This is a genomic window from Pedobacter gandavensis (assembly GCF_032678465.1).
Classification (GTDB): domain Bacteria; phylum Bacteroidota; class Bacteroidia; order Sphingobacteriales; family Sphingobacteriaceae; genus Pedobacter; species Pedobacter gandavensis_B.
The window spans coordinates 97,701-119,347 of the sequence record NZ_JAVTSK010000002.1 but is presented as its reverse complement, the minus strand read 5'-3'; the positions used below and the strand labels follow the sequence as shown (position 1 = coordinate 119,347).

12 protein-coding genes are annotated in these 21,647 nt (G+C 40.5%); 1 reads left to right on the top strand and 11 read right to left on the bottom strand.

The window, feature by feature from the left end; translation table 11 throughout:
* Positions 1-4 precede the first annotated feature (4 nt).
* From infC to R2Q94_RS03540, 6 genes are all read right to left on the bottom strand, one after another.
* The gene (infC, locus tag R2Q94_RS03565; protein WP_015807729.1) at positions 5-574 is read right to left on the bottom strand and encodes a translation initiation factor IF-3; all 570 of its coding nucleotides are present in this window, start codon (positions 572-574) and stop codon (positions 5-7) included.
* A 13-nt stretch (positions 575-587) separates the two neighbouring features.
* Positions 588-2,513 (bottom strand): threonine--tRNA ligase, encoded by a 1,926-nt coding sequence (thrS, locus tag R2Q94_RS03560; protein ID WP_316820063.1) that lies wholly within the window; start codon positions 2,511-2,513, stop codon positions 588-590.
* Positions 2,514-2,685: 172 nt separating this feature from the next.
* The gene (locus R2Q94_RS03555) at positions 2,686-3,414 is read right to left on the bottom strand and encodes a (Fe-S)-binding protein (protein WP_316820062.1); all 729 of its coding nucleotides are present in this window, start codon (positions 3,412-3,414) and stop codon (positions 2,686-2,688) included.
* A 32-nt stretch (positions 3,415-3,446) separates the two neighbouring features.
* Complete coding sequence (locus R2Q94_RS03550; protein ID WP_316820061.1) at positions 3,447-4,751, bottom strand: MFS transporter; 1,305 nt, start codon at positions 4,749-4,751, stop codon at positions 3,447-3,449.
* 44 nt (positions 4,752-4,795) lie between these two features.
* The gene (locus R2Q94_RS03545) at positions 4,796-5,506 is read right to left on the bottom strand and encodes a head GIN domain-containing protein (RefSeq protein WP_316820060.1); all 711 of its coding nucleotides are present in this window, start codon (positions 5,504-5,506) and stop codon (positions 4,796-4,798) included.
* A 21-nt stretch (positions 5,507-5,527) separates the two neighbouring features.
* A complete protein-coding gene (locus R2Q94_RS03540) occupies positions 5,528-7,420 on the bottom strand; it encodes an ATP-dependent DNA helicase RecQ (RefSeq protein ID WP_316820565.1) in 1,893 nt (630 codons plus the stop codon).
* A 73-nt stretch (positions 7,421-7,493) separates the two neighbouring features.
* Here R2Q94_RS03540 and R2Q94_RS03535 point away from each other — a divergent pair, with 73 nt between their 5' ends.
* On the top strand, positions 7,494-10,736 hold the full coding sequence (locus tag R2Q94_RS03535) for an amidohydrolase family protein (RefSeq protein ID WP_316820059.1): 3,243 nt from the start codon (positions 7,494-7,496) through the stop codon (positions 10,734-10,736).
* A gap of 149 nt (positions 10,737-10,885) precedes the next feature.
* Here R2Q94_RS03535 and R2Q94_RS03530 read toward each other — a convergent pair whose 3' ends face one another.
* The 5 genes from R2Q94_RS03530 to R2Q94_RS03510 are packed head-to-tail and all read right to left on the bottom strand — an operon-like array spanning position 10,886 to position 21,644.
* Positions 10,886-11,656: a sterol desaturase family protein gene (locus R2Q94_RS03530; protein ID WP_316820058.1), complete on the bottom strand. Its 771-nt coding sequence runs from the start codon at positions 11,654-11,656 to the stop codon at positions 10,886-10,888.
* A 2-nt stretch (positions 11,657-11,658) separates the two neighbouring features.
* On the bottom strand, positions 11,659-13,944 hold the full coding sequence (locus R2Q94_RS03525) for a Gldg family protein (protein WP_316820057.1): 2,286 nt from the start codon (positions 13,942-13,944) through the stop codon (positions 11,659-11,661).
* Between the two features lie 11 nt (positions 13,945-13,955).
* Positions 13,956-16,733, bottom strand: a complete 2,778-nt coding sequence (locus R2Q94_RS03520) for a M16 family metallopeptidase (protein WP_316820056.1) — start codon at positions 16,731-16,733, stop codon at positions 13,956-13,958.
* Between the two features lies 1 nt (position 16,734).
* Positions 16,735-19,371: a MutS-related protein gene (locus tag R2Q94_RS03515; protein WP_316820055.1), complete on the bottom strand. Its 2,637-nt coding sequence runs from the start codon at positions 19,369-19,371 to the stop codon at positions 16,735-16,737.
* Between the two features lie 2 nt (positions 19,372-19,373).
* Positions 19,374-21,644, bottom strand: coding sequence for a Gldg family protein (locus R2Q94_RS03510; RefSeq protein ID WP_316820054.1), 2,271 nt, complete (start codon positions 21,642-21,644; stop codon positions 19,374-19,376).
* Between the last annotated feature and the right edge of the window lie 3 nt (positions 21,645-21,647).

Sequence of the window (21,647 nt, the reverse complement as noted above, 5' to 3'; positions counted from 1 at the left end):
TTATTTATTTTTTAGCAACTTTTGGAGCTAGCGTTAAAAACATACGCTTGCCCTCTAACTTAGGTAATAACTCCACTTTACCGATATCTTCAAGTGCTTGTGCAAACTTAAGCAATAAGATCTCTCCCTGCTCTTTGTAAACAATTGCTCTACCTTTAAAGTGTACATAAGCTCTAACCTTTTCCCCATTTTCAAGGAAACTGATCGCGTGTTTCAACTTAAATTGAAAATCATGATCATTCGTATTAGGACCAAAACGGATCTCCTTAATGACAGTCTGTTTTGCGTTTGCTTTTATCTCCTTCTGTTTTTTCTTCTGCTCGTAAACAAACTTACTGTAATCAATGATCCGACATACCGGAGGCACTGCATTTGGAGAGATCTCAACCAGATCCAATTCCAATTCGTCGGCAAGGGCTAAAGCTTTTGCCAAAGGATAGATCCCCGGTTCAACATTATCTCCAGCTAATCTAACCTCCTGAGCCCTGATAAACTGATTAATATTATGTTCTGCTTCTTTTTTCTTAAAAGGAGGACGTGGTCCCCTATTAAATCCTGGTCTGCCTAATGCCAAATTTATATACTATTTAAATTGTTATTTCTTTAATTAATAATTCACTAAACTCTTGCTGAGTCATTTCTCCTAAATCTCCAGTTCCATGTTTCCTAACTGAAACCTTTCCTTCCGCCATTTCCTTCTCACCGATAATCAGCATATAAGGAATTTTTTTCACCTCAGCGTCTCTGATTTTTCTTCCAATCTTCTCATCCCGGAAGTCAATCAAACCGCGAATATCGGAATTATTTAGTTCATCTGAAACTTTTTTTGCATAATCTTCATACTTTTCAGAGATCGGCAAGATAATAAATTGCTCAGGTGAAAGCCACAATGGGAAATTACCCGCACAATGCTCAATTAATACCGCTATAAAACGCTCTAAAGAGCCGAATGGAGCTCTATGGATCATCACCGGACGGTGCTTCATGTTGTCGCTACCAGTATATTCCAATTCGAAACGCTCAGGTAAATTATAATCTACCTGAATGGTTCCCAACTGCCACTTTCTACCTAGTGCGTCCTTCACCATAAAGTCTAACTTTGGACCATAGAAAGCAGCTTCACCATATTCAACTACAGTAGGTAAGCCCTTTTCTTCAGCTGCTTCGATGATTGCCGCCTCAGCCAAAGCCCAGTTCTCATCAGAACCAATATATTTAGTTTTGTTTTCTGGATCTCTCAAGGATACCTGAGCGATGTAATCATTAAATCCAAGAGATTTAAACACATACAATACCAGATCAATTACTTTTTTGAACTCATCTTTTACCTGATCCGGTCTGCAAAACAAATGCGCATCATCCTGTGTAAACCCACGAACCCTTGTTAATCCATGAAGTTCCCCACTTTGCTCATAACGATATACCGTTCCAAACTCTGCAAAACGCAAAGGAAGGTCTTTGTAAGAACGAGGTTTTACTTTATAGATCTCACAATGGTGAGGACAGTTCATCGGCTTTAAGAAAAACTCCTCCCCTTCCTGTGGTGTTTTAATCGGCTGGAAGGCATCTTTACCATACTTCTCGTAATGACCAGAAGTGATGTATAAATTTTTATGCCCAATATGAGGAGTAACTACCTGCTCATAACCAGATTTTGCTTGTGCTCTTGTTAAAAACTGAACCAGACGTTCACGCAAAGCAGCCCCCTTAGGTAACCACAATGGCAATCCCATCCCTACTTTCTCAGAGAAAGCAAATAATTCCAATTCCTTACCCAACTTACGGTGATCTCTTTTCTTCGCCTCCTCAATCATATGAAGATACTCAGTCAGCTCACTCGCTTTAGGAAAAGTTACCCCATAAATACGAGTCAGTTGTTTTTTAGTTTCATCACCGCGCCAGTAAGCACCTGCAACATTCATCAATTTTACCGCTTTTACAAACCCGGTATTTGGAATGTGTGGCCCACGACAAAGGTCAGTAAAGTCTCCTTGGTTATAGAATGTAATTTTTCCATCTTCCAGTCCTTCTAACAGGTCCAGCTTGTACTCATCACCTTTTTCTGTAAAATACTTGATCGCATCCGCTTTAGAAACACTCTCCCTAACAAAAACTTGTTTTTGTTTGGCCAGCTCAATCATTTTGGCTTCAATTGCTTTGAAGTCGTCTGAAGAAAATTCTCTGTCCCCGAAATCTACATCATAGTAGAATCCAGTTTCAATTGCAGGACCAATACCAAATTTTGTACCCGGGTATAAAGCCTCCAATGCTTCTGCCATAAGGTGGGCAGATGAATGCCAAAATGTAGATTTACCCGCAGCATCATTCCAGGTCAGCAACTTTACAGTTGAATCACTTTCAATTGCTCTAGATGAATCCCAAATTTCTCCGTTTACTTCCGCAGCTAATACGTTACGCGCTAGTCCCTCCGATATAGAGAGTGCGATTTGATGGGCTGTTATCCCCTTTTCATACTGACGGCTGGAGCCATCAGGCAGTGTAATATTAATCATCTACAACTATGATTTAAGTTAATTGATTGAAATTAAATAATTTATACAAATCTTATTCTACGTGTAATAAAACATCATATAAATAATAGTGGTTTTTATACCTCCATTGCTACAAATATAACAATTCATTCAGAAACTGAGTTCTGGTATAAGAAATCATTTTTTATTTTAACTAATACTCTAACCAACCATTTGCTAAAACATCGGCTAAATGCATCGTTTTTAGTGGAATATTATTTTTATCAATATATCCCTGTAAATGCATCAGACAGGATAAATCTGTGGAAATCACATATTCTGCGCCCTGTTCTATTGCATTATTGACCTTTTGTTCGGCCATTGCAGAAGAAATCGCATCAAATTTCACCGAAAATGTACCACCAAAACCGCAGCACATATCAGTGTCCTTCATTTCTACCATTTCCAATCCATGTACCTTCGACAAAAGCTGACGAGGTTCTGCTTTAATCTTACACTCCCTCAGACCACTGCAGGAATCATGATAAACGGCTTTCCCATCCAGCTCTGCACCGAAATAATCTCTCTTCAATACATTCACCAGAAAATCAGAAAGCTCGTAAATATTCTGTTGAATATTGCGACATTTATTATGAAGATTAGTGTTTGTAAATAAATCACTATATCCATTTTTCACCATCCCTACGCAGGAGGCAGAGGGTGCAACAATATAATCTGTACCAGAAAAATCGTTCAAAAATTTCGTTCCTGTTTCTTTGGCCTGTTCCCAATAGCCTGCATTATATGCCGGCTGCCCACAACAGGTTTGCGCAGAATTATAAAACACTTCACAACCCGCCTTTTCCAATAGCTTTATCGTATTAAATGCGGTCTCAGGATATAACTGATCAACAAAGCAAGGAACAAACAATTCTATCTTCATGTGTATCTAATTCTTATTAAAATCTATTATGGTTAACCTTTAACCATTTTTGGCGCTGTCTTTCTTAAAAGCAGCAAAAATATCAAACCAATTATAAAAAATGAGGCCAAAGCCAGTACAGAATTCCTAATACTGCCGGTTTGCTCCTCAATATAAGCAAAACTAAAAAGACCAACTACGACAGCCAATTTTTCTGTCACATCATAGAAGCTAAAAAAAGAAGCCGCATCTGGTGTGTTTTCCGGTAAAAATTTAGAATAAGTAGACCTCGATAAAGACTGGATACCACCCATAATCAGGCCAACTACTGCCGCTAGTCCATAAAATTCAAATTCATTGGTAATAAAATATGCAGAGACACAAGCCCCTACCCATATGATGACTACTAAAATTAATACATTCACATTTCCAATTCTATTGGCCAGTTTCGACATCAATATCGCACCCCATATGGCCACCAACTGCATTATCAAAATCACGGCTATTAATTTAGAAGTGCCTAAATGCAAGGTTTTCTCTCCAAAACCAGCTGCTGCCAGCATCACCGTTTGAACGCCCATAGAGTAAAAGAAGAAAGCAATTAGGTAACGCTTTAAAAACACCATCTGTTTTAATTGTTTCCAAACCTTAGCCAATTCTTCAATTCCACTATGTATCAGATTCTTATTAATTGTTGTATAATTAGGGCTTCCCGCAGGTAATTTGCGAAAAGGAATTTGCGCAAAAGCGATCCACCAAATGCCCACCAGCAAGAAGGACAACCTGGCAGGTAAAGAAGCATCTGTAATCCCAAAAAACTCAGGTTTTAGGACAAATACAAAACAGATGACCTGCAAAATGACACTTCCCACATAACCATATGCAAAACCTTGGGCACTCACCCTATCCTGTTGGTCTTTCGTAGCGATTTCAGGAAGGTAAGAGTTATTGAACAAGACCCCGCCAATATAACCTATCGCTGCAATAGCGAATAGTATTACTCCAAGCTCCAGACTTTCCAGTTTAAAGAAAAACAAACCCATACAGGCAAAACCACCGATATAGGTAAAAATCTTCATAAATATTTTCTTATTACCACGATAATCTGCAGTTGCAGAAAACAGTGGCATCAAAATCACCATTACCAAATAAGCAGCAGAAAGCGCGTAATTCGACAAAGCTGTGTTTGTAAAAGTATGTCCAAAAAACTTCACCTGGTCGCCATGCTCAGCGGTAGTCGTTATAATGGTATAATAAGCAGGAAAAATGGTAGAGGTAATGACTAAGTTATAAGCAGAATTTGCCCAATCAAAAAAGGCCCATGATCGGATAACTTTCTTGTCGTTTTTTTGTTCCATGTATCAATTAAGGCCGCTAAAATAGCTAAAAAACAACAATACGGCTAATTAACTTTCTCTAGTTTCGCTGCTCCCGATTTCTTCTCAGATACATTTTTTGGATTCCCTTTATAATAAATCTCACTCGCTCCAGAAGTCTTTACTTTTAAGTCGTTCAGTACATTGATATTGGCTTTTCCAGTACCATCAATATTAATGTCGTAAACACCTGCAACAAAATCAAAAGCGTCCAGTTTGGCATTGCCACTTGTTTTTAGCACATGTGTTCCGGTTTGGCCGGATAAGGTTAGTTTTCCAACGCCGTCAATTTTTGAAGTCAACTTGCTCGCATTTAAATTCAAGATCACATCAGAACTGCCTTGCAAATCAAGACTAAGATCTTTCACATAAATTGGGCCTGTACCTGCTACCCGAACCATACCACTGGTTTCCAGCTCTTTCAACTCCCCTATTCCAGCGTAAATCACTATAGAATCTGTTCCGCAATATTTCCCATTCTCTAATTTCAGTTCTAATTCCCCGCTACTTACCCTCGTTCTAATCAATGGCACTATATTGGAATCTGCTTGAATTTTCACATTATAGGTACTGTCCTGTGTTAAAATTAATTTAATAGTACCACTCACGTTGATTTTATCATAGCTTTTCAGCCCTACCACTTTCGTCACCTGAATTCCGGAATCTTCGATACATTTAGAAGTACATCCTGCTAAAAATACAGGGATAGCTAAGGCGATAAGTTGTAATTTCTTCATAGGGAGTGTTTTTATTGCAATTTACAAATAATAGTTTTTACCGTCTGTTTTAATTTTTCCAGCATCCATCAATTCACGAATACGTTCCAGACGTTCATGCTCATTTCCAGTTTTAATTCCACGCACCAGATCATCGATAGATTGGGGATTTGTTTGTAGTAGAGTGACCAGTTCAAAATCGATTCTATCTAAACGAGCCTCCTGATCATCAGCTTTTTTCTCTGCAAGACAAACATCGCAAACACCGCATTTATCTGCATCTGGTTCATCGAAATACCTCAACAGTTGTACATTCCTACATTCTGATTTTTCTGTGTATGCTAAAACCGCATTGATTTGATCCATTTGAATTTTCTTTCTCAGCTCCATATATTTCAGGTCAATATCCATGTGTACAAAATCTACCCTAGGCCGAATATATTGAAGTTGTGGCTGATCAGATTGAGGTAGATAAGAGAGTAAACCTTGTTCTTCCAGGTTACTGATCATTTTTTTTGCGGTACTAAAAGATAGACCAACTTTTTTAGCCAGTTCATTTTCATCAATCTTCACATACTGATCAAATGCACCACCATATGATCTCAGGATCGCCTTAATTAAAGGATCATATCCTGCATTCTCAATTTGAAAACGATAAACATCTTCATGGGAAGCGGTAAACAGTACTCTGGAAGGCAAAAAGATGTTTTCAGAAAGTGTCAGATAACCATCATGTTCAAGAAATTTCAGCGCAGCCATAGTTTTGATCACACCAACATTAAATCGTTTACAAAAATCAGCAAGATCAAAATTGAAGATCAATCCTTCTCCTGCCCCAAAAGCTAGCTGAAAATAATTTCCGAGGTAATGGTACGTTTTTTTGATATCTTCCATACTGGGAAAATGATCTGCATATTTTGCTTTTAGCGTGACTCTGTCGGATTTATTGGCCAAAAGTACGGCATAGGCTTTTTGTTCATCCCTGCCTGCTCTACCAGCTTCCTGATAATAGGCCTCCAGACTTTCTGGTAAATCCATGTGAACTACAAAACGAACATCTGGTTTATCTATGCCCATTCCAAAAGCATTGGTGGCAACCATAACTCTAATTTTATTCTTCTTCCAATCGTCCTGCTTGCGAAATCTTTCAATTTTCTCAATGCCGGCATGATAAAAATCCGCAGAAATCTGATTTCGGATTAAAAAAGAAGCAACTTCAACCGTTTCTCTCCTGTTACGCACATATACCAAACCACTTCCCTTTACATTTTTCACGATATCAAGTAGCTTTCTGTATTTATCTTCCTTATCCATCACGACATAGCTCAGGTTTTTACGCTCAAAACTCTGCACGAAGATTTTTCCATTCTTAAACTTCAATTTGTCGACAATATCGCCTCTCACAAATTGCGTTGCTGTAGCTGTTAAGGCCAGAACGGGTACATTAGGATGGATTTCCCGTATTTCCGCAATCTGTTGATAAGGCGGCCTGAAATCATAACCCCATTGAGAAATACAATGTGCTTCGTCTACCGCGATCAGGTTTACATTCATATAAGAAATCCGGATACGAACGATTTCTGACAACAATCTTTCCGGAGACAGATATAGAAACTTAATCTTACCATAAATACAGTTATCCAGGAGAATATCGATTTCTCTTTTTCCCATTCCTGCATAAATCGCGACTGCTTCAATTCCTTTGGATTTGAGATTTTCTACCTGATCTTTCATCAGCGCAATCAGTGGAGAAATGACAATACAAATCCCCTCCTTTGCCAATGCAGGTACCTGAAAGCAAAGGGATTTACCTCCTCCTGTAGGCAATAATGCCAAGGTATCATGACCATTTAAAACGGAACTAATAATGTCTGACTGTAGTGGTCTGAAACTATCAAATCCCCAGTATTTTTTAAGTATCTCGGCTTCGCTCATAGAAAGGTTACTCATCAAAACTATAAAAATGAACTGATATTATTAAATTGCAGGCTTAATTACACCAACCTACATGATGAAAAAATCTTTACTACCATTGGCTTTGGTATTTGTTTTTCAATCCGCCTTTCCCCAGGAAAAGAAATGGGATATAGAAAAATACCAGGGCCCAACAAAAACCTTCAATATAAACACCGATGAAGGAACCTGGATGAACCTGGATGTGAGCGCCGATGGTAAAGATATAGTTTTTGACCTATTAGGTGATATCTACAGTATGCCAATTACTGGCGGTGCCGCAACGCTATTGAGTGGCGGAATCGCATGGGATATCCAGCCTCGCTTTAGTCCAAATGGAAAGTATATTTCTTTTACCAGTGATAAAAACGGTGCAGATAACATCTGGATCATGAACCGGGATGGTTCTGGCAAAAGACAAGTCACTAAAGAAACCTTCCGATTACTCAACAATGCCACCTGGACACCAAACAGCGAATACCTTGTTGCGCGTAAACACTTCACAGGCTCCCGTTCCCTTGGTGCCGGAGAAATGTGGATGTATAGCATTTATGGCGGTGAAGGTGTACAATTGACTAAAAGAAAAAATGACCAGCAGGATGCTGGAGAGCCAAACATTAGTCCAAATGGCAGATATCTTTACTTTAGTGAAGACATGGCTCCTGGACCTAACTTCGAATACAGTAAAGATCCAAATGGGATGATCTATGCCATCCGTCAACTAGATATGGTGACTGGAAAATTCAGCAATCTGGTTGCACAACAAGGAGGTGCTGCGCGTCCACAGATTTCTCCTGATGGTAAAATGATGGCTTACGTAAAACGTGTCCGCTTAAAGTCTGTATTGTATGTACAGAATCTGCGCACTGCAGAAGAGTGGCCAGTCTATGAGGACCTATCGCATGACCAGCAAGAAACCTGGGCAATCTTCGGTGTTTATCCAAACTTTTCCTGGACACCTGACAACAAAAATATCGTTTTCTATTCCAAAGGAAAGATCAGAAAAATAGAATTGGCCACCTTAATCAGCAATGAAATTCCATTCCAGGTCAATAGTAAACAAACTATCCAGGATGCACTTCATTTTCCGCATCAGGTTTTCAGTAATGAATTTGATGTAAAAATGATCAGACAACTGACCACTTCTGCTGATGGAAAAATGGTCGTTTTCAATGCTGCAGGATTTCTATATAAGAAAGATCTTCCTGATGGAACTCCTGAACGTGTAACCAATGGGATAGATTTTGAGTTCGAACCAAAAATCAGTAATGATGGAAAATATGTGGTTTATACCACATGGAATGATGAACTGAAAGGTGCCATCAAAAGAACTGACCTGAAATCAGGAAAAACGATTACACTGACGGATGAAAAAGGATTTTACTATTCTCCATCCTTCTCTAACAAAGGAGATAAAATCATTTTCAGAAAAGGGATAGGAAATGATGTATTAGGGTATGCTTACGGTAGAGGAACAGGAATTTTTATCATGTCGGCCAATGGGGGGCCAAAAACACTGATCTCCGATAATGGGATAAAACCACAGTTCAACACAGATGATTCCCGTATTTACTTCCAGGGTTATGAAGGTGGTAAGAAAGCCTTTAAAAGTATCGACTTGTACGGTGCTAATGAGAGAACACATTACACTTCTACCTATGTCACTCAGTTTACACCTAGCCCTGACGGCAAATGGATGGCTTTCACAGAATTGTTCAATGTTTATATTACACCAATGGTTACCGTTGGTTCTCCTCTAGAACTTTCCGCGAGTAATAAAGCTATTCCACTGACAAAAATTACTAAAGATGGTGGAACCTATATCCATTGGAGCAATGACAGTCAGAAGTTGTTCTGGACACTAGGTGATCAATATTTTAGTAAGGACATCAAATCGGCTTTCAACTTTGACGATGCAGGTATACAGATCATAGCAAAACCGGATACCATTGGGCTTCCTATAGGATTAAAGCTAAAAAGTGACCGGCCTAGTGGTTTACTTGCTTTAACAGGTGCGAGAATTATCACCATGAAAGGCGATGAAGTGATTGAAGAAGGAACGATCATCATGGAAAACAATAAGATTATTTCTGTTGGAAAATCTGCAGAAATGAGTATCCCGGCAAATGCAAAAGTAATTGATGTGACTGGCAAAACAATTATGCCTGGAATAGTTGATGTACATGCGCATTTGAGAACCAGTCCTGATGGCATTTCGCCACAACAAGATTGGTCTTATATGGCTAACCTCGCTTTTGGTGTAACTTCCGCTCATGATCCTTCCAGCAATACAGAAATGGTATTTAGCCAGGCAGAAATGTTGAAAGCTGGCCGAATGACTGGCCCACGTTTATATTCAACTGGTTCTATACTTTACGGTGCTGATGGCGATTTTAAAGTTGTCATCAATAGTCTTGATGATGCACTTTCTCACTTAAAGAGATTAAAGGCTGTAGGTGCATTTTCTGTAAAATCCTACAATCAGCCCAGAAGAGACCAACGTCAGCAAATCCTCGAAGCAGCGAGACAGTTAAAAATGGAAGTGGTTCCTGAAGGTGGCTCTACCTTTTTCACTAACATGAACATGATTGCTGATGGACATACCGGAATTGAACATAGCATTCCGGTTGCACCGGTTTATAAAGATGTGACTTCATTCTGGGGCAACACAGCGGTGGGCTATACACCTACCCTTATTGTGAGTTATGGTAGTCAGTGGGGAGAAAATTATTGGTACGACAGAACGAATGTCTGGGAAAACGAGCGGTTAATGGCTTTCACCCCACGTGCTATTATTGATGCACGTGCAAGAAGAAGGACGACTTCAGAATATGGAGATTACGGTCATATTGAGGTGGCCAAAGCCACCAAACAAATAGCCGATGCAGGAGTTAAAGTAAATCTGGGTGCACATGGACAAATTCAGGGTCTTGGTGCGCATTGGGAACTATGGATGTTGGTGCAAGGTGGCATGTCACCTTTACAAGCCATCCGCAGTGGGACTTTAAATGGTGCAGCTTACCTTGGAATGGATAAAGAAATAGGTTCCTTGGAGCCAGGAAAGCTGGCTGATTTAGTGATCATGGATGCCAACCCATTGAACGACATACGAAACTCTGAAAAGATCAAATACGTCATGATCAATGGACGTATTTTCGATAGTCTATCGATGAATGAAATTGGTACCAGAGAAAAACTTCGTGGTAAATTCTGGTTTGAAACTGGTAAAGGAATGATCTATAGTTTCCCTACAGGAGTTGCAGAAACTTATACTTTTACAATTCCTAACTGCGATTAATCTCAATTACTGAATACTTCAACAGTTATCCAACACAGATAATTAAATAATAAGAGCGTGGACTGGTTCTCAAACAAGTCCACGCTCTTATTATTTAACCCGCATATATGCTTGTTGACAATTGAATTATCAATCTCGGCCTGTATGCTTTATGATGACCCAAAACGTTGCTGCTGAATCCTATCGTATTCTTTTACATAATCCGGATGCTCTGTTTTCATCCACCGATCCCATACCCTTAAATACAACCCATAATTACCTTTAAACTTCAGGTGATGAAAATTATGAAAGGTCGAGGTATTGATGATTTCGAACAGGAAGGAGTTCCGGAATCCTTTCGGCATAATCTCATACCCCAGATGGCCATATACATTAATCACAAAAGAGGAAAGGGCAAACAACCCAAGTGTTAAAGGATGAATGGGCATTGCAAAAACCAGCAAAATCATCACCCCTCCCTCTGCGATTGCTTCCAGAAAATGAAAGGAATAGGAAGTCCAGGGAGAAGGATTGGTACTCTGATGATGCACAAGATGTGTGAGTTTAAACAACTTTTTATGGTGTAAAATACGGTGCATCCAGTAGAAATAAGCATCATGAACCAGTAAACTTAACAATAGACTAATGGGAATCCAGATTAATGGATATTCATGTACATCAGAATAGATTAAAGTGTAGGGCCTCAATCCGTCAGACAAAGCTATAATTGCTGCGAGGGCTAGGATAGCGCTAGATACAGAAGAGTGTAAAATTTCCCGTATAAAATCAAGCTTGCCGGCCAGCCTGCTTTGAATTTTATTTCGCAGCAGGCTTTTAGGAAAGAGCAGGTAAAAAACTAAAAAAAATGCACCTGCAATGACAAAATATCGGATTATAGTGATCAAAAATGCTACGCTGAAATTTTCTAAAAAATGGTCCATATTTATTTACGTTTTCTACGGATTAAAATCATCATACCAGCCAGAAACATGATTGCTGGAATAATGCCGTAATATAATATCTGCATTGTTTTTACACTACCTTTAGTGAGTGTGTTACTGCTATCTCTAGGAAAAGGACGGCTTGCATCCACTGGGAATTCCCCATAGCTAAACCAGCTGAATATCCTCGTAGCAAAATAGCTATTCAGCGTTGCAAGATTGCGTCTTCCTGCCTCTGCATTACTGAAAAAATCAGCATCGGCGGCAACGATAATTCGCTGTTCTTTATTGCTTAACTGTCTGGTCAGCATTAACGCCGTTGGAAAAGATCCTTGTTCGTCTCCGGCTTTAAAATCAACTGTTAAGGCTGCAGAATCCAGAACAAACTTTCCCTTTTTGATCCAGCTGCTTTGCGCATCGGTTGTCAATAATGGATGAATTGCAAAAACGCCGCCTTCTTCATAGCTTAAGGTGCCTGCACTCGGCATGGCTACAATAGCTTTCTGCTGAAAGAAGGATTGCATTTTCGGGTCCATAGCCACAGATCCCGGCGCTAATGACGGCGTCACCAGATCATACGAATAATCTTTGCTGAGCTGAACAAGCGTTCCATTCTCCATTTTTACGCCAAGAGATTCCAGCAACGGATTAATAACTTGCTGCTTACCGGGTTCGCCTAAGATCATTAGGTTTCCACCAGCGGCTATATATTGTTGAAGTTTTACTTTTGCAACTGCACTAAAAGCCACTTTTGGATCCGAAATCACCAGGGCTGCAATATTGGCTGGAATAGCTGACTTTTCCAGAGCAATAGTATCTATATCAAAGCCCTGATTGATCATGGAAAATCTGTTGAGCTTATCGTTAATGAGCATTTGATAATCCCTATCACCTAATTTATCAATACTACGTTGATACCCATCAGTTGCAAAAATCAGCCTAGGAATAGGTTGTATCAACCTCTTTAAAGCAGCACCAGTTTCTTCTTCATTCGGCCAGAATTGCGGATCAGGAAATGTACGCAGAAAAGTAGTTTTGCCTTTATATTTTAGCTGCATTACAGCTCGTCCATTTTCTCCATTCAGGTCAATTTCTTTCCTGATTTGTTCCGGTTTCTTAAAATTCCGAAGATTTAACTTCTGCATTTTTGCCATATGTACAACAGCCTCATCAAAAGTCTTATTGTACTCTTTAAGCCTGGCGTTCATTCCGGGAACACTGTCGTTATAATAAACCCATTTCAACTTTAGATTAGGTTTAAACCGTAAATAAGGCTCCCAGATAGATATATTCGCAATTCGCCTTGCTGGAGTAATCTCCCAGTATGAGCCTTCCATTCCATTGATGTAAGTAGTCAGCTCAATAGGTTCATCTCCCATCTTCTTTAAAATCTCCTGACTGGCGATGGTAATGGTGTTCACTTTAGTCCCGGTAGCATCATAATAACCAATTATAGGCTGTCGTGAGCTGACATAGGTAATGGTTAAACCAATGACCACAATCATAGTATACCTGAATACCTGTTGTAGAAATGATTTTGATTTCCTTTCCAATTCCAGCTTGGTAATGGTAAAAGCAAGGAACATTCCGGTGATCACCAAATAATAAATTACATCCCGGGTATTCAGCAGACCGGCCATCATTCGTGCTGCGCGGGTCGGCATAGAAAGACTATGCGTTAAATCTCTGATCACATCATATTCCTGCCCTACCTTTCCAATATAGTTCATAAAGGCAAGCAGTACAAAAGTACCGATCGCTGCAACCGCCTGGTAAGTGGTTAAGCTAGATACAAAAATCCCGATAGCGGCATAAGCAGTCAGCAGTAAAAATGCAGCAAACAAGGCGACCAGAATATGTGGATAATCAAAAGCAGGAATAAATGTAATCCCAGCCAGCACGAACAAACTCATTACACCTATAATGACCAGGTTATAAATCAGCATAGCTGCAAATTTCCCGTACACCACCTGGCTCAGTTTCACCGGAGAAGAATAAAGCAGTTTAATACTACCAGCACTAATTTCTCTGCTGATGATGCCCATGGTGATCAATGGGATGTACAGGTATAAACTATCTAAAATCCGAGTCAGCAGTCCCAGTGCGTTAGGATTCGTAAAAAGGTCCCTGGTTAAAAAAGGAAAATTACCTCCGTTTCCTAATGAAGGGAGCGCTGCGGTAAAATTGACACTCATCTGTACAAAGAGTATGATCATCAGCAACCATGCTATTGGGGAATAAAATAGCAGGCTGAGCTCCAGCCTGGCTATTTGTATGATTTTCTTCATATATTGAATAGTTATTTTTTTTCTGGCATCAAAACCAGCCTGATGTAATTCTTATCCTGAATAAAAGTTGCCGCAGCCTGCTGAACAGATTTCACCGAAATTTTATTCAATACGGCATCGTAATTATAAAACTCAGTAAGCGGCTCTTTATTCATCTCCTGGCCTAGCAAGTAATCCAACCAGAAGTTATTGTTGGTAGATCCCGTTTGTAGGGAAAGCTTACGGGCGACCTTAAACTTTTGAAGGTTTTCAGCAGATGGACCGTTGATTTTCATTTTATTGACCTCATCCTGTGCCGAAGCAATGAGCTTTTCTACATTCTGAGGAGCACAATCAAAAGAGATCGTCAGACTAAATCTGTTCTTCAGGTACTTCGTCATGTTCATCTGCACATTAGGAGTATATGTCCCGCCTTCCTGATCGCGAAGCCGCTTATTGAGACTGATATTCAAGGCATCAGCAAGGGCATTCATCTGGATGGTATTTTCGAAATTATAATTAAAATCACCAGCATAGACCATCATCACACTTGCCTTTTGCGTAGCACCGTGGTATACTGTTTTAGCCATACGGCCTGAAGGAACATTAATCCCCAGATCGCGAGCCTTTTCTTTCCTTCCTGTGAATGGTAAGCCGCCAAGATACTTCTCCAGCAATGGTATTATTGTCTTTTCTTCTACATTTCCAACAAAAACGAAGGTAAAACCTGAAGCATCTGCAAAGCGATCCTGATAAATTTTCAAAGCTTTATCAAGATTAATCGAGGCGATTTTAGCCATACTTTGTGGTGTTCTGCGCACATGATGATTTGACAAAACCAGGTTTACCGTATCTGTAAATACCTGATTCGCATCATTCGCTTTGTTGGCGAAAGTTTCTCGGGTTCTGCCAATGAATGTCTGAAAGGCTTCTTCACTTTTACGTGGTTCCCTAAAGTAAGCATACAACAATTCCAGCGTTGCAGGCAGGTCTTCTTTTGTAGTACTGCCACTAAAACCCTGGTAGTTGTCCAAAATAAACGGAATCAGCTGCACCTGCTTTCCTGCGAATAATTTACCCAACTGCAAAGCATCATAATTACCGGCACCACCAGTAGCAATAATATTTGCAGCATTTACCGCATTTTGATAGTCTTCATCAGAAGATAAGGATGCGCCACCTTCAGAAAACCCTTTAAAGAGTATCTGGTTGTTCTGAAAATCTGTTTTTTTCAAGATCACTTTAACACCATTACTCAAAGTAATTTTCTGCAATCCAACTTGTTTAACATCCTCAATTGCGGTAATTCTTCCGGCTTTTGGTTCCTTTTTAAGCAGGGGAAGGCTCAATACATCATCCACATAAGGAGGTAAGTTTTGCGCATAAACCTCTTCAATCCAGGTCTGGATAGCTGCTTCCGTTGGTAAAAACACTTTATTAACAGCTGATGATTTCACTACGATGTCTCTATCTGTTTGCTTCAGGTAAGCTTTCATCTGTGCATTGACCTCCTTTAGACTGATGTCTGGAAGCAACTCATTCGTCAATTCATATTCTTTGTTAATACCAGCAACAGCACTACCCATTAGAAAATTCTGCAAATAAGGTTTGATCAAGGTTTCCGAAGTGGTTTTATCTTTTTCCTGCAGCCTTTCGGACAGATTTAACAGATAACTTTTTTTCATCCGATCCAGCTCTGGTTCCGTAAATCCTTGTTCCTCTATTTTACGGAGCTCCAACCATACGCTTTTTAAAGCAGGTTCCATCTCCGCCGGCTTAGTCGTAATATTCACGAAAAAAGAGTTCAGCCCACCCATGATGGGTCCAATCCCAACGAGAGGCATTTGTCTGAACCTTGCGGCCAGCATTTGTGCAAATAAGTTTTTCAATAAATCAGCCCTGTAATCAGCTGTTGTAATCACCGTATCCCCCTTTTGTTTCATTACGATCTCCAGGGAAACACCACCCAATTCAGGATCTATAAATTGCATGTATTGGTTCTTACCTGTAAGTTCTGCGCGATAAATCGTACGTTCTTTCTCCTTTTCAGGATTTTTCAGGTCAGAGAACTTAGCCTTAATTTCTTTTTCCATCTGATCCACATCAATATCTCCCACTACCAATAAGGCCTGAAGATTCGGTCTGTACCAATCTTTGTAAAAACTGAGGATTTCTTCGGGTGTAACCTTTAGAAGAACTTCTTCTGTACCGATTGGCAAACGGGAGCCATAACGCGACTGATTGGTATACAATGAAATGGTTTGTTCCTGTAAACGCTGTGTAACTCCCTGGCGAACCCGTCTTTCTTCAAGAATGACATGACGCTCACGCTCTACATCTTCGGCTTCTATATTGGCATCCTGCGCCCAATCACGCATCATCTGTAAACCATTGCTCAGCAGTTCTGGATTATCCGAGGGCAAAGGTAGCTGGTATACGGTTTCATCAGGAAGCGTAGTCGCATTGATGTCTGCACCAAACCGCACACCAGATTTCTCCAGATACTCGGATAGTGCTTTTTTAGGAAAATGCTTTGTTCCATTAAAACTCATGTGCTCTATAAAATGAGCCACTCCCCTTTGCTGATCCGTCTCCAGGATAGAACCTGCTTTAACCGCAAGGTACATCATCACCCGTTTTTCTGGTGTTTTATTTTTACGGATGTAATAGGTAAAACCGTTTGATAGTTTTCCCGTACGTAGCTGTGGATCTAATGGTAGTGCCTGACTATCCAATTGCGTTTTACAAGCGATAGGAATACATAATCCTGCAATAAAAAGCAGGCTTAAAGATTTATATTTAAATAACATATTAATTACGGATGAGGTCAACAATCTTTTCATTTTCAATGATGATCATTCCCTGTCTGTCGCTGGTAATTCCGGCAGCCAGGGTATATGGATAAGTAGGTACGCCATCTTTCATCACCGTTGGTAAGAAAGAGAACTGCACATTCTGACAGGCTTTACCTAAGGCTTCCCCCACTTCAATGATGTGTGTTGAAATCACAAAGAAACTATTCCTGTTTTCCGCAAAAGCCTGCGTCACTGCAAGTGTAGCGTCATAAGCATCTTTTACATTGGTTCCTTTAAAAAGCTCATCAAACAGCACATATAAATTGAGTGATTCGTTGACCGCCTGTGCCACAGTTTTTGTGCGCAATACTTCCGCATAAAAATGGCTGTAACCCATATCCAGGCTATCTGAAACATTGATGGAAGAGAACAACCCATCTTTTACAGAGAACCTCATTCTTTTTGCTGCTACAGGAAAACCCATATGTGCCAGGTAAACCGCAATCCCCATAGATTTCATAAAGGTAGATTTACCAGCCATGTTAGCGCCGGTTAAGAACAAGACATTGCGATCAGCAGTTAAATGCAGGCTATTACTGATTCCATTTTTTAAAGCCGGATGACGAAAACCTTCCATATGCAATACCATTTGTTCCGATGGTAAAGCCTCCGCGTACACGAAACCCTGTTCCGCTGCAACCGCAGCTACACCCACAAACACATCCAGCTCAAAAATTAATTTCAACAGGATTTCCATCTGCGTCATCATCGCATGGCGAATCACATAGTCGTTGCGGATCAGCTGCTTTAGAGAAAGTTGTTCTTCCGCTGCATTTAAAATGCCCACCAGTCTGCTGTCCTCGAAAATCTGCGCTGCCTTATCCATTTCTTTCTGGTAAACGGCCACATTTGCTTTTCCTGACAGTTCCTTAAAGAAATCTCGGAATGACTGCAGTACTTCAATAGTCACCGACTGCCCTGCCTGTAATTGCAGCAGTTCGGCATCATGAAAAAGAACTTGTTTTAGCTTTTTTGCAAAGATACCCCAGGCCACAGCTGGTAAAGCTGCTCCTGCACCGCCCGATAAGTAATCTTCCATAGATTCTATTTGTGAACGGATCACTGGGAAGATTACCCGATGCTGTTGAAAAAACGCAAAAACAGCGCTTCTTTTATTGATCTGCTCAGGAGTGGTTAACGGCCGTGCAAACATACCTTCCAGTTCCTTTTCTCCGCCTCTGGTTTGCAGGTGGTTAAATAAGCTATAAATCGATTGCTGTTTATATTTCCCCTGAAGATTTAAATCGTCTGCCGTTTGTTTATCTGCATTAAAACTGCTTTGTACTTTCTTTGCCTGTTTTTCATGACCGATCAGTTCTAAAATCGCTTCATTATTAATGATGATCATCCCGTGTCGGTCGTCGGTAATCCCCTCCTTTAGTGTATAAGTATAAACAGGTTTACCCTCTTCCATACGGGTAGGTAAATAGCGGAAAATCATGTTACTGCACTTCTGACGCAATACGGTCCCGGCTTCCATGATATGGGTGGAGATCACAAATAGTGAATGTGGTTTACTTGCAAAGGCTTCCATGATGGAAATGGTTCCTTCATAGGCATCCTTCACATTAGTTCCTCTAAACAGCTCATCAAATACGACAAACAGGTTTTTCCCTTCGCCAAGTGCGACCGCAACCTTCTTTACCCGGAGCACCTCTGCATAGAAATGGCTGGCCCCTATGGCCAGATTATCCGGTAAATTGATGGTGGTATACATCCCATCGCAGACAGAGAACTGCATGCTTTTTGCCGCAATAGGGAAACCAAGATGCGCTAGATACATGGCAATGCTCAGCGATTTCATAAATGTGGATTTCCCCCCCATATTGGCCCCGGTTAGGAAAACAATATTACTATCCGGTGTCATCGTTAAGGAGTTCGCCACTGGTCTATCGAGCAAGGGATGGTATAGGCCCTGTAATTCCAGGCGATTGGCATCCCGTTTTAAAGCAATTGCAAAATGGTAGCCACGTTCTTCTGCCACTTTGGCGATAGAACAATACACATCCAGGTGATAAATATGATGGAGTATTTTTTCCAGCAAGTCACGCTCCTGGAACCTTAAAATATTGTCGTACTCTACAATTTTCCCGGAAGAGATTTTCCCCTTCCCATGATCGGTAAAAACTAGCTCCAGTGCTCTTGAATTGAGCAGGTTCAAAACATTTTCCACTTCTGCTCCGTAAGGATTTCGGGCTACTTTAGGCTGAAGGGCCTGCATAAATGCTCTCAGTCCATGTAAGATCTCCACTAATGTCGTCACACTTTGTGCAGCAGACTGAAAATCAGCCATACTAAAGCCCTGATTTGACAGTCGGCTTCGAGGCTCGGTGTTGGCAAGATACCTTTCTGCTTCCTCAAAACGATTTCCCTGTAAAGGAAAAGTCAGTTTACTTTCCTGGAAATACTGTAGTATAGCCACACGTTCATTGATCAGTTTTTCATCTGAAAGTGGATTTCTGAATAGTTCCTCCAGCAGGGCAGCAGCACCCTGGGTATAGGTTTTATTAAAAATATGATAGATCGAATCACTCCCCGATTTGGCGAAAATATTCAGATCATCGATCGTTTGTTTATCGGTTATAAAGCTCATAATTATTTACGTTTTCTTCGGCTAAGCAAAATCATTCCCAGGATTAATATGGTACCCGGAATCAAACCATAATACATGATTTGTACAGTTCTCAACCCAGCCTCATTCAGCTCCAGTTTATTGTCTTTAGGCTCGATTTTAGTCATATCTACGGGAAATTGATCATTAGAAAACCACTTAAAAAGATGAAGTACAAAAGCACTATTCACTGTGGCCAGATTCCCTCTGGTCATTTCATTATTGCTCATGAAATCGGCATCTCCTGCAACCATAATCCGCTGTTCCTTTTGGTTCAGTTTTCTGGTCAACATTATCGCTGTTGGGAAAGCACCTTTCTGATCGCCATTCTTCGCCTCAAATACTAAGGCAGCCGAGTCCAGCACAAAGGTTCCGGCTTTATTCCAACTATTTTTGTCATCTGTTACCAATACAGGCCGAGCATTAAGAATGCCCTTATCCTCTATTTTTAATGCGGCTACACCAGGCATAGCGACTACCTTTTTATCCTCGTATGGCATCTTTAATCCAGGGCTCATGAGCAGGGCTGCTGCTCCTAAAGTTGGCCTCACCAGACCGTAAGAATAATCCCTGCTTCGCTGAACAAGTGTTCCATCACTCATTTTTAGTCCCAGCATACTGAGAACTGGGTTGATCACCTCTTGTTTCCCTGGTTCTCCGGCGACTAGCAGATTTCCACCTGCTGTAATATAATTTTGAAGCTTTGCCAAGGCATTCGGGCTGAATTTCACTTTCGGATCAGCAATTACGAGCGTGGCAATGCCATCTGGTATTTCGGCATTCTCTATCGAAAGACTGTCGATGTCAAAACCTTGATTAATCAAAGTGGGTCTGGAAGTCTTTATATTAAAAAACTGCTGGTAATCACGATCGCCAATCTTAGCTACATTACGCTGATAACCATCCGTCACAAAAACAATTTTCGGCGGTGTAACCAGCAGTCTCTTTAATGCAGCTGCAATTTCTGGTTCTTTGGCCCAGAATCCACCGTCAAAAAAGGTCCGTAAAAAGGTGGTTTTACCTTTATATTTCAACTGTATCACCAAACGACCATCTTCTCCGCTTAAATCCACCTGTTTACGGATGGCTTCTGGTGTCAGAAAGTCTGCGGTATCTACTTCCAAAGCCTTTGCCCTTTCGCTAAAAGCCTGAAGGTCGAAACTACTGTTGTAGTATACCCAGTTTAACTTAATATTGGATTTAAACCGTAGATAAGGCTCCCATCGGGCTATACTTGAAATGCGATTTTCAGGAGCACCATAATTATATCCATCGTCCATTATATTGATGTATTCAGTCATTTCAATAGGCTCATCACCCATTTGTTTGAGAATTTCCTGAGTAGCCTTTACCAGCGTATTGGACTGAGTTGCCGTGGCATCGTAATAGGCAATCAATGGCTGTCGTGAGCTGACATAAGCGACTGCTAAACCAATGATTAAAATAAAGGCATATCGTGAGCTCTGCTTTACGATAGACTTTGAAGTCCTTGCCAGTTCTAATTTGGCAATGGTAAATCCGAGAAAAATGCCGCAAATCACCAGGTAATAAATCACATCCCTACTGGTCAATAAACCGCCTACCATTCGCTCTGCCCTACTTGGCATGGATAGGCTATAGGTCAGGTCACGAACGAAATCTATCCCACGTCCGAATTTCCCGATATAGTTCATGAAGGCCAATACGGCAAAAGTGCCGATCGCTGCGATCACCTGATAAGTAGTTAGGCTCGACATAAAAATGCCGATAGCTGAATAGGCGCTCATTAGCAGGAAAGAGGCCAGCATCGCTACCAAAATATGGGAATAATCAAAATGCTGTACAAAGGAGGAACCTGCAAACACAAAAAGACTCATGAGTGCCATTACCACAAGGTTATAACCCAGCATTGCCAGGAATTTACCATAGACCACCTGGCTGAGTTTTACCGGTGAAGAATAAAGCAATTTGATTGTTCCTGTATTCATTTCCCGGCTGATGATTCCCATCGTAATGAGCGGTGTATACAGGTATAAACTGCCCAACATCGTCAGAAATATACCTACAGGAATGGTGTCCGTCCCAATCATGGTCGTGAATAGTCTTTCTGATATCCCTGTCACAGGAGTAAATTCCTGGAGGTATTGTATTTCGGAGATTGAGGATAGGAATGCGAGTGCCATCTGCAGAAATAAAACCAAGATCAGCAACCATGCAATCGGGGAATAAAATAGCAGACTGAGTTCAAGCCTGGCTATCTGTATAATTTTTTTCATAAG

What these genes read in the sequence shown, in the direction of transcription:
- R2Q94_RS03525 (WP_316820057.1), bottom strand. Translation starts at nt 13,944, where the DNA reads ATGAAGAAAATCATACAAATAGCCAGGCTGGAGCTCAGCCTGCTATTT.
- R2Q94_RS03520 (WP_316820056.1), bottom strand. Translation starts at nt 16,733, where the DNA reads ATGTTATTTAAATATAAATCTTTAAGCCTGCTTTTTATTGCAGGATTA.
- R2Q94_RS03535 (WP_316820059.1), top strand. Translation starts at nt 7,494, where the DNA reads ATGATGAAAAAATCTTTACTACCATTGGCTTTGGTATTTGTTTTTCAA.
- R2Q94_RS03515 (WP_316820055.1), bottom strand. Translation starts at nt 19,371, where the DNA reads ATGAGCTTTATAACCGATAAACAAACGATCGATGATCTGAATATTTTC.
- R2Q94_RS03540 (WP_316820565.1), bottom strand. Translation starts at nt 7,420, where the DNA reads ATGAGCGAAGCCGAGATACTTAAAAAATACTGGGGATTTGATAGTTTC.
- R2Q94_RS03510 (WP_316820054.1), bottom strand. Translation starts at nt 21,644, where the DNA reads ATGAAAAAAATTATACAGATAGCCAGGCTTGAACTCAGTCTGCTATTT.
- thrS (WP_316820063.1), bottom strand. Translation starts at nt 2,513, where the DNA reads ATGATTAATATTACACTGCCTGATGGCTCCAGCCGTCAGTATGAAAAG.
- R2Q94_RS03545 (WP_316820060.1), bottom strand. Translation starts at nt 5,506, where the DNA reads ATGAAGAAATTACAACTTATCGCCTTAGCTATCCCTGTATTTTTAGCA.
- R2Q94_RS03550 (WP_316820061.1), bottom strand. Translation starts at nt 4,751, where the DNA reads ATGGAACAAAAAAACGACAAGAAAGTTATCCGATCATGGGCCTTTTTT.
- R2Q94_RS03555 (WP_316820062.1), bottom strand. Translation starts at nt 3,414, where the DNA reads ATGAAGATAGAATTGTTTGTTCCTTGCTTTGTTGATCAGTTATATCCT.
- R2Q94_RS03530 (WP_316820058.1), bottom strand. Translation starts at nt 11,656, where the DNA reads ATGGACCATTTTTTAGAAAATTTCAGCGTAGCATTTTTGATCACTATA.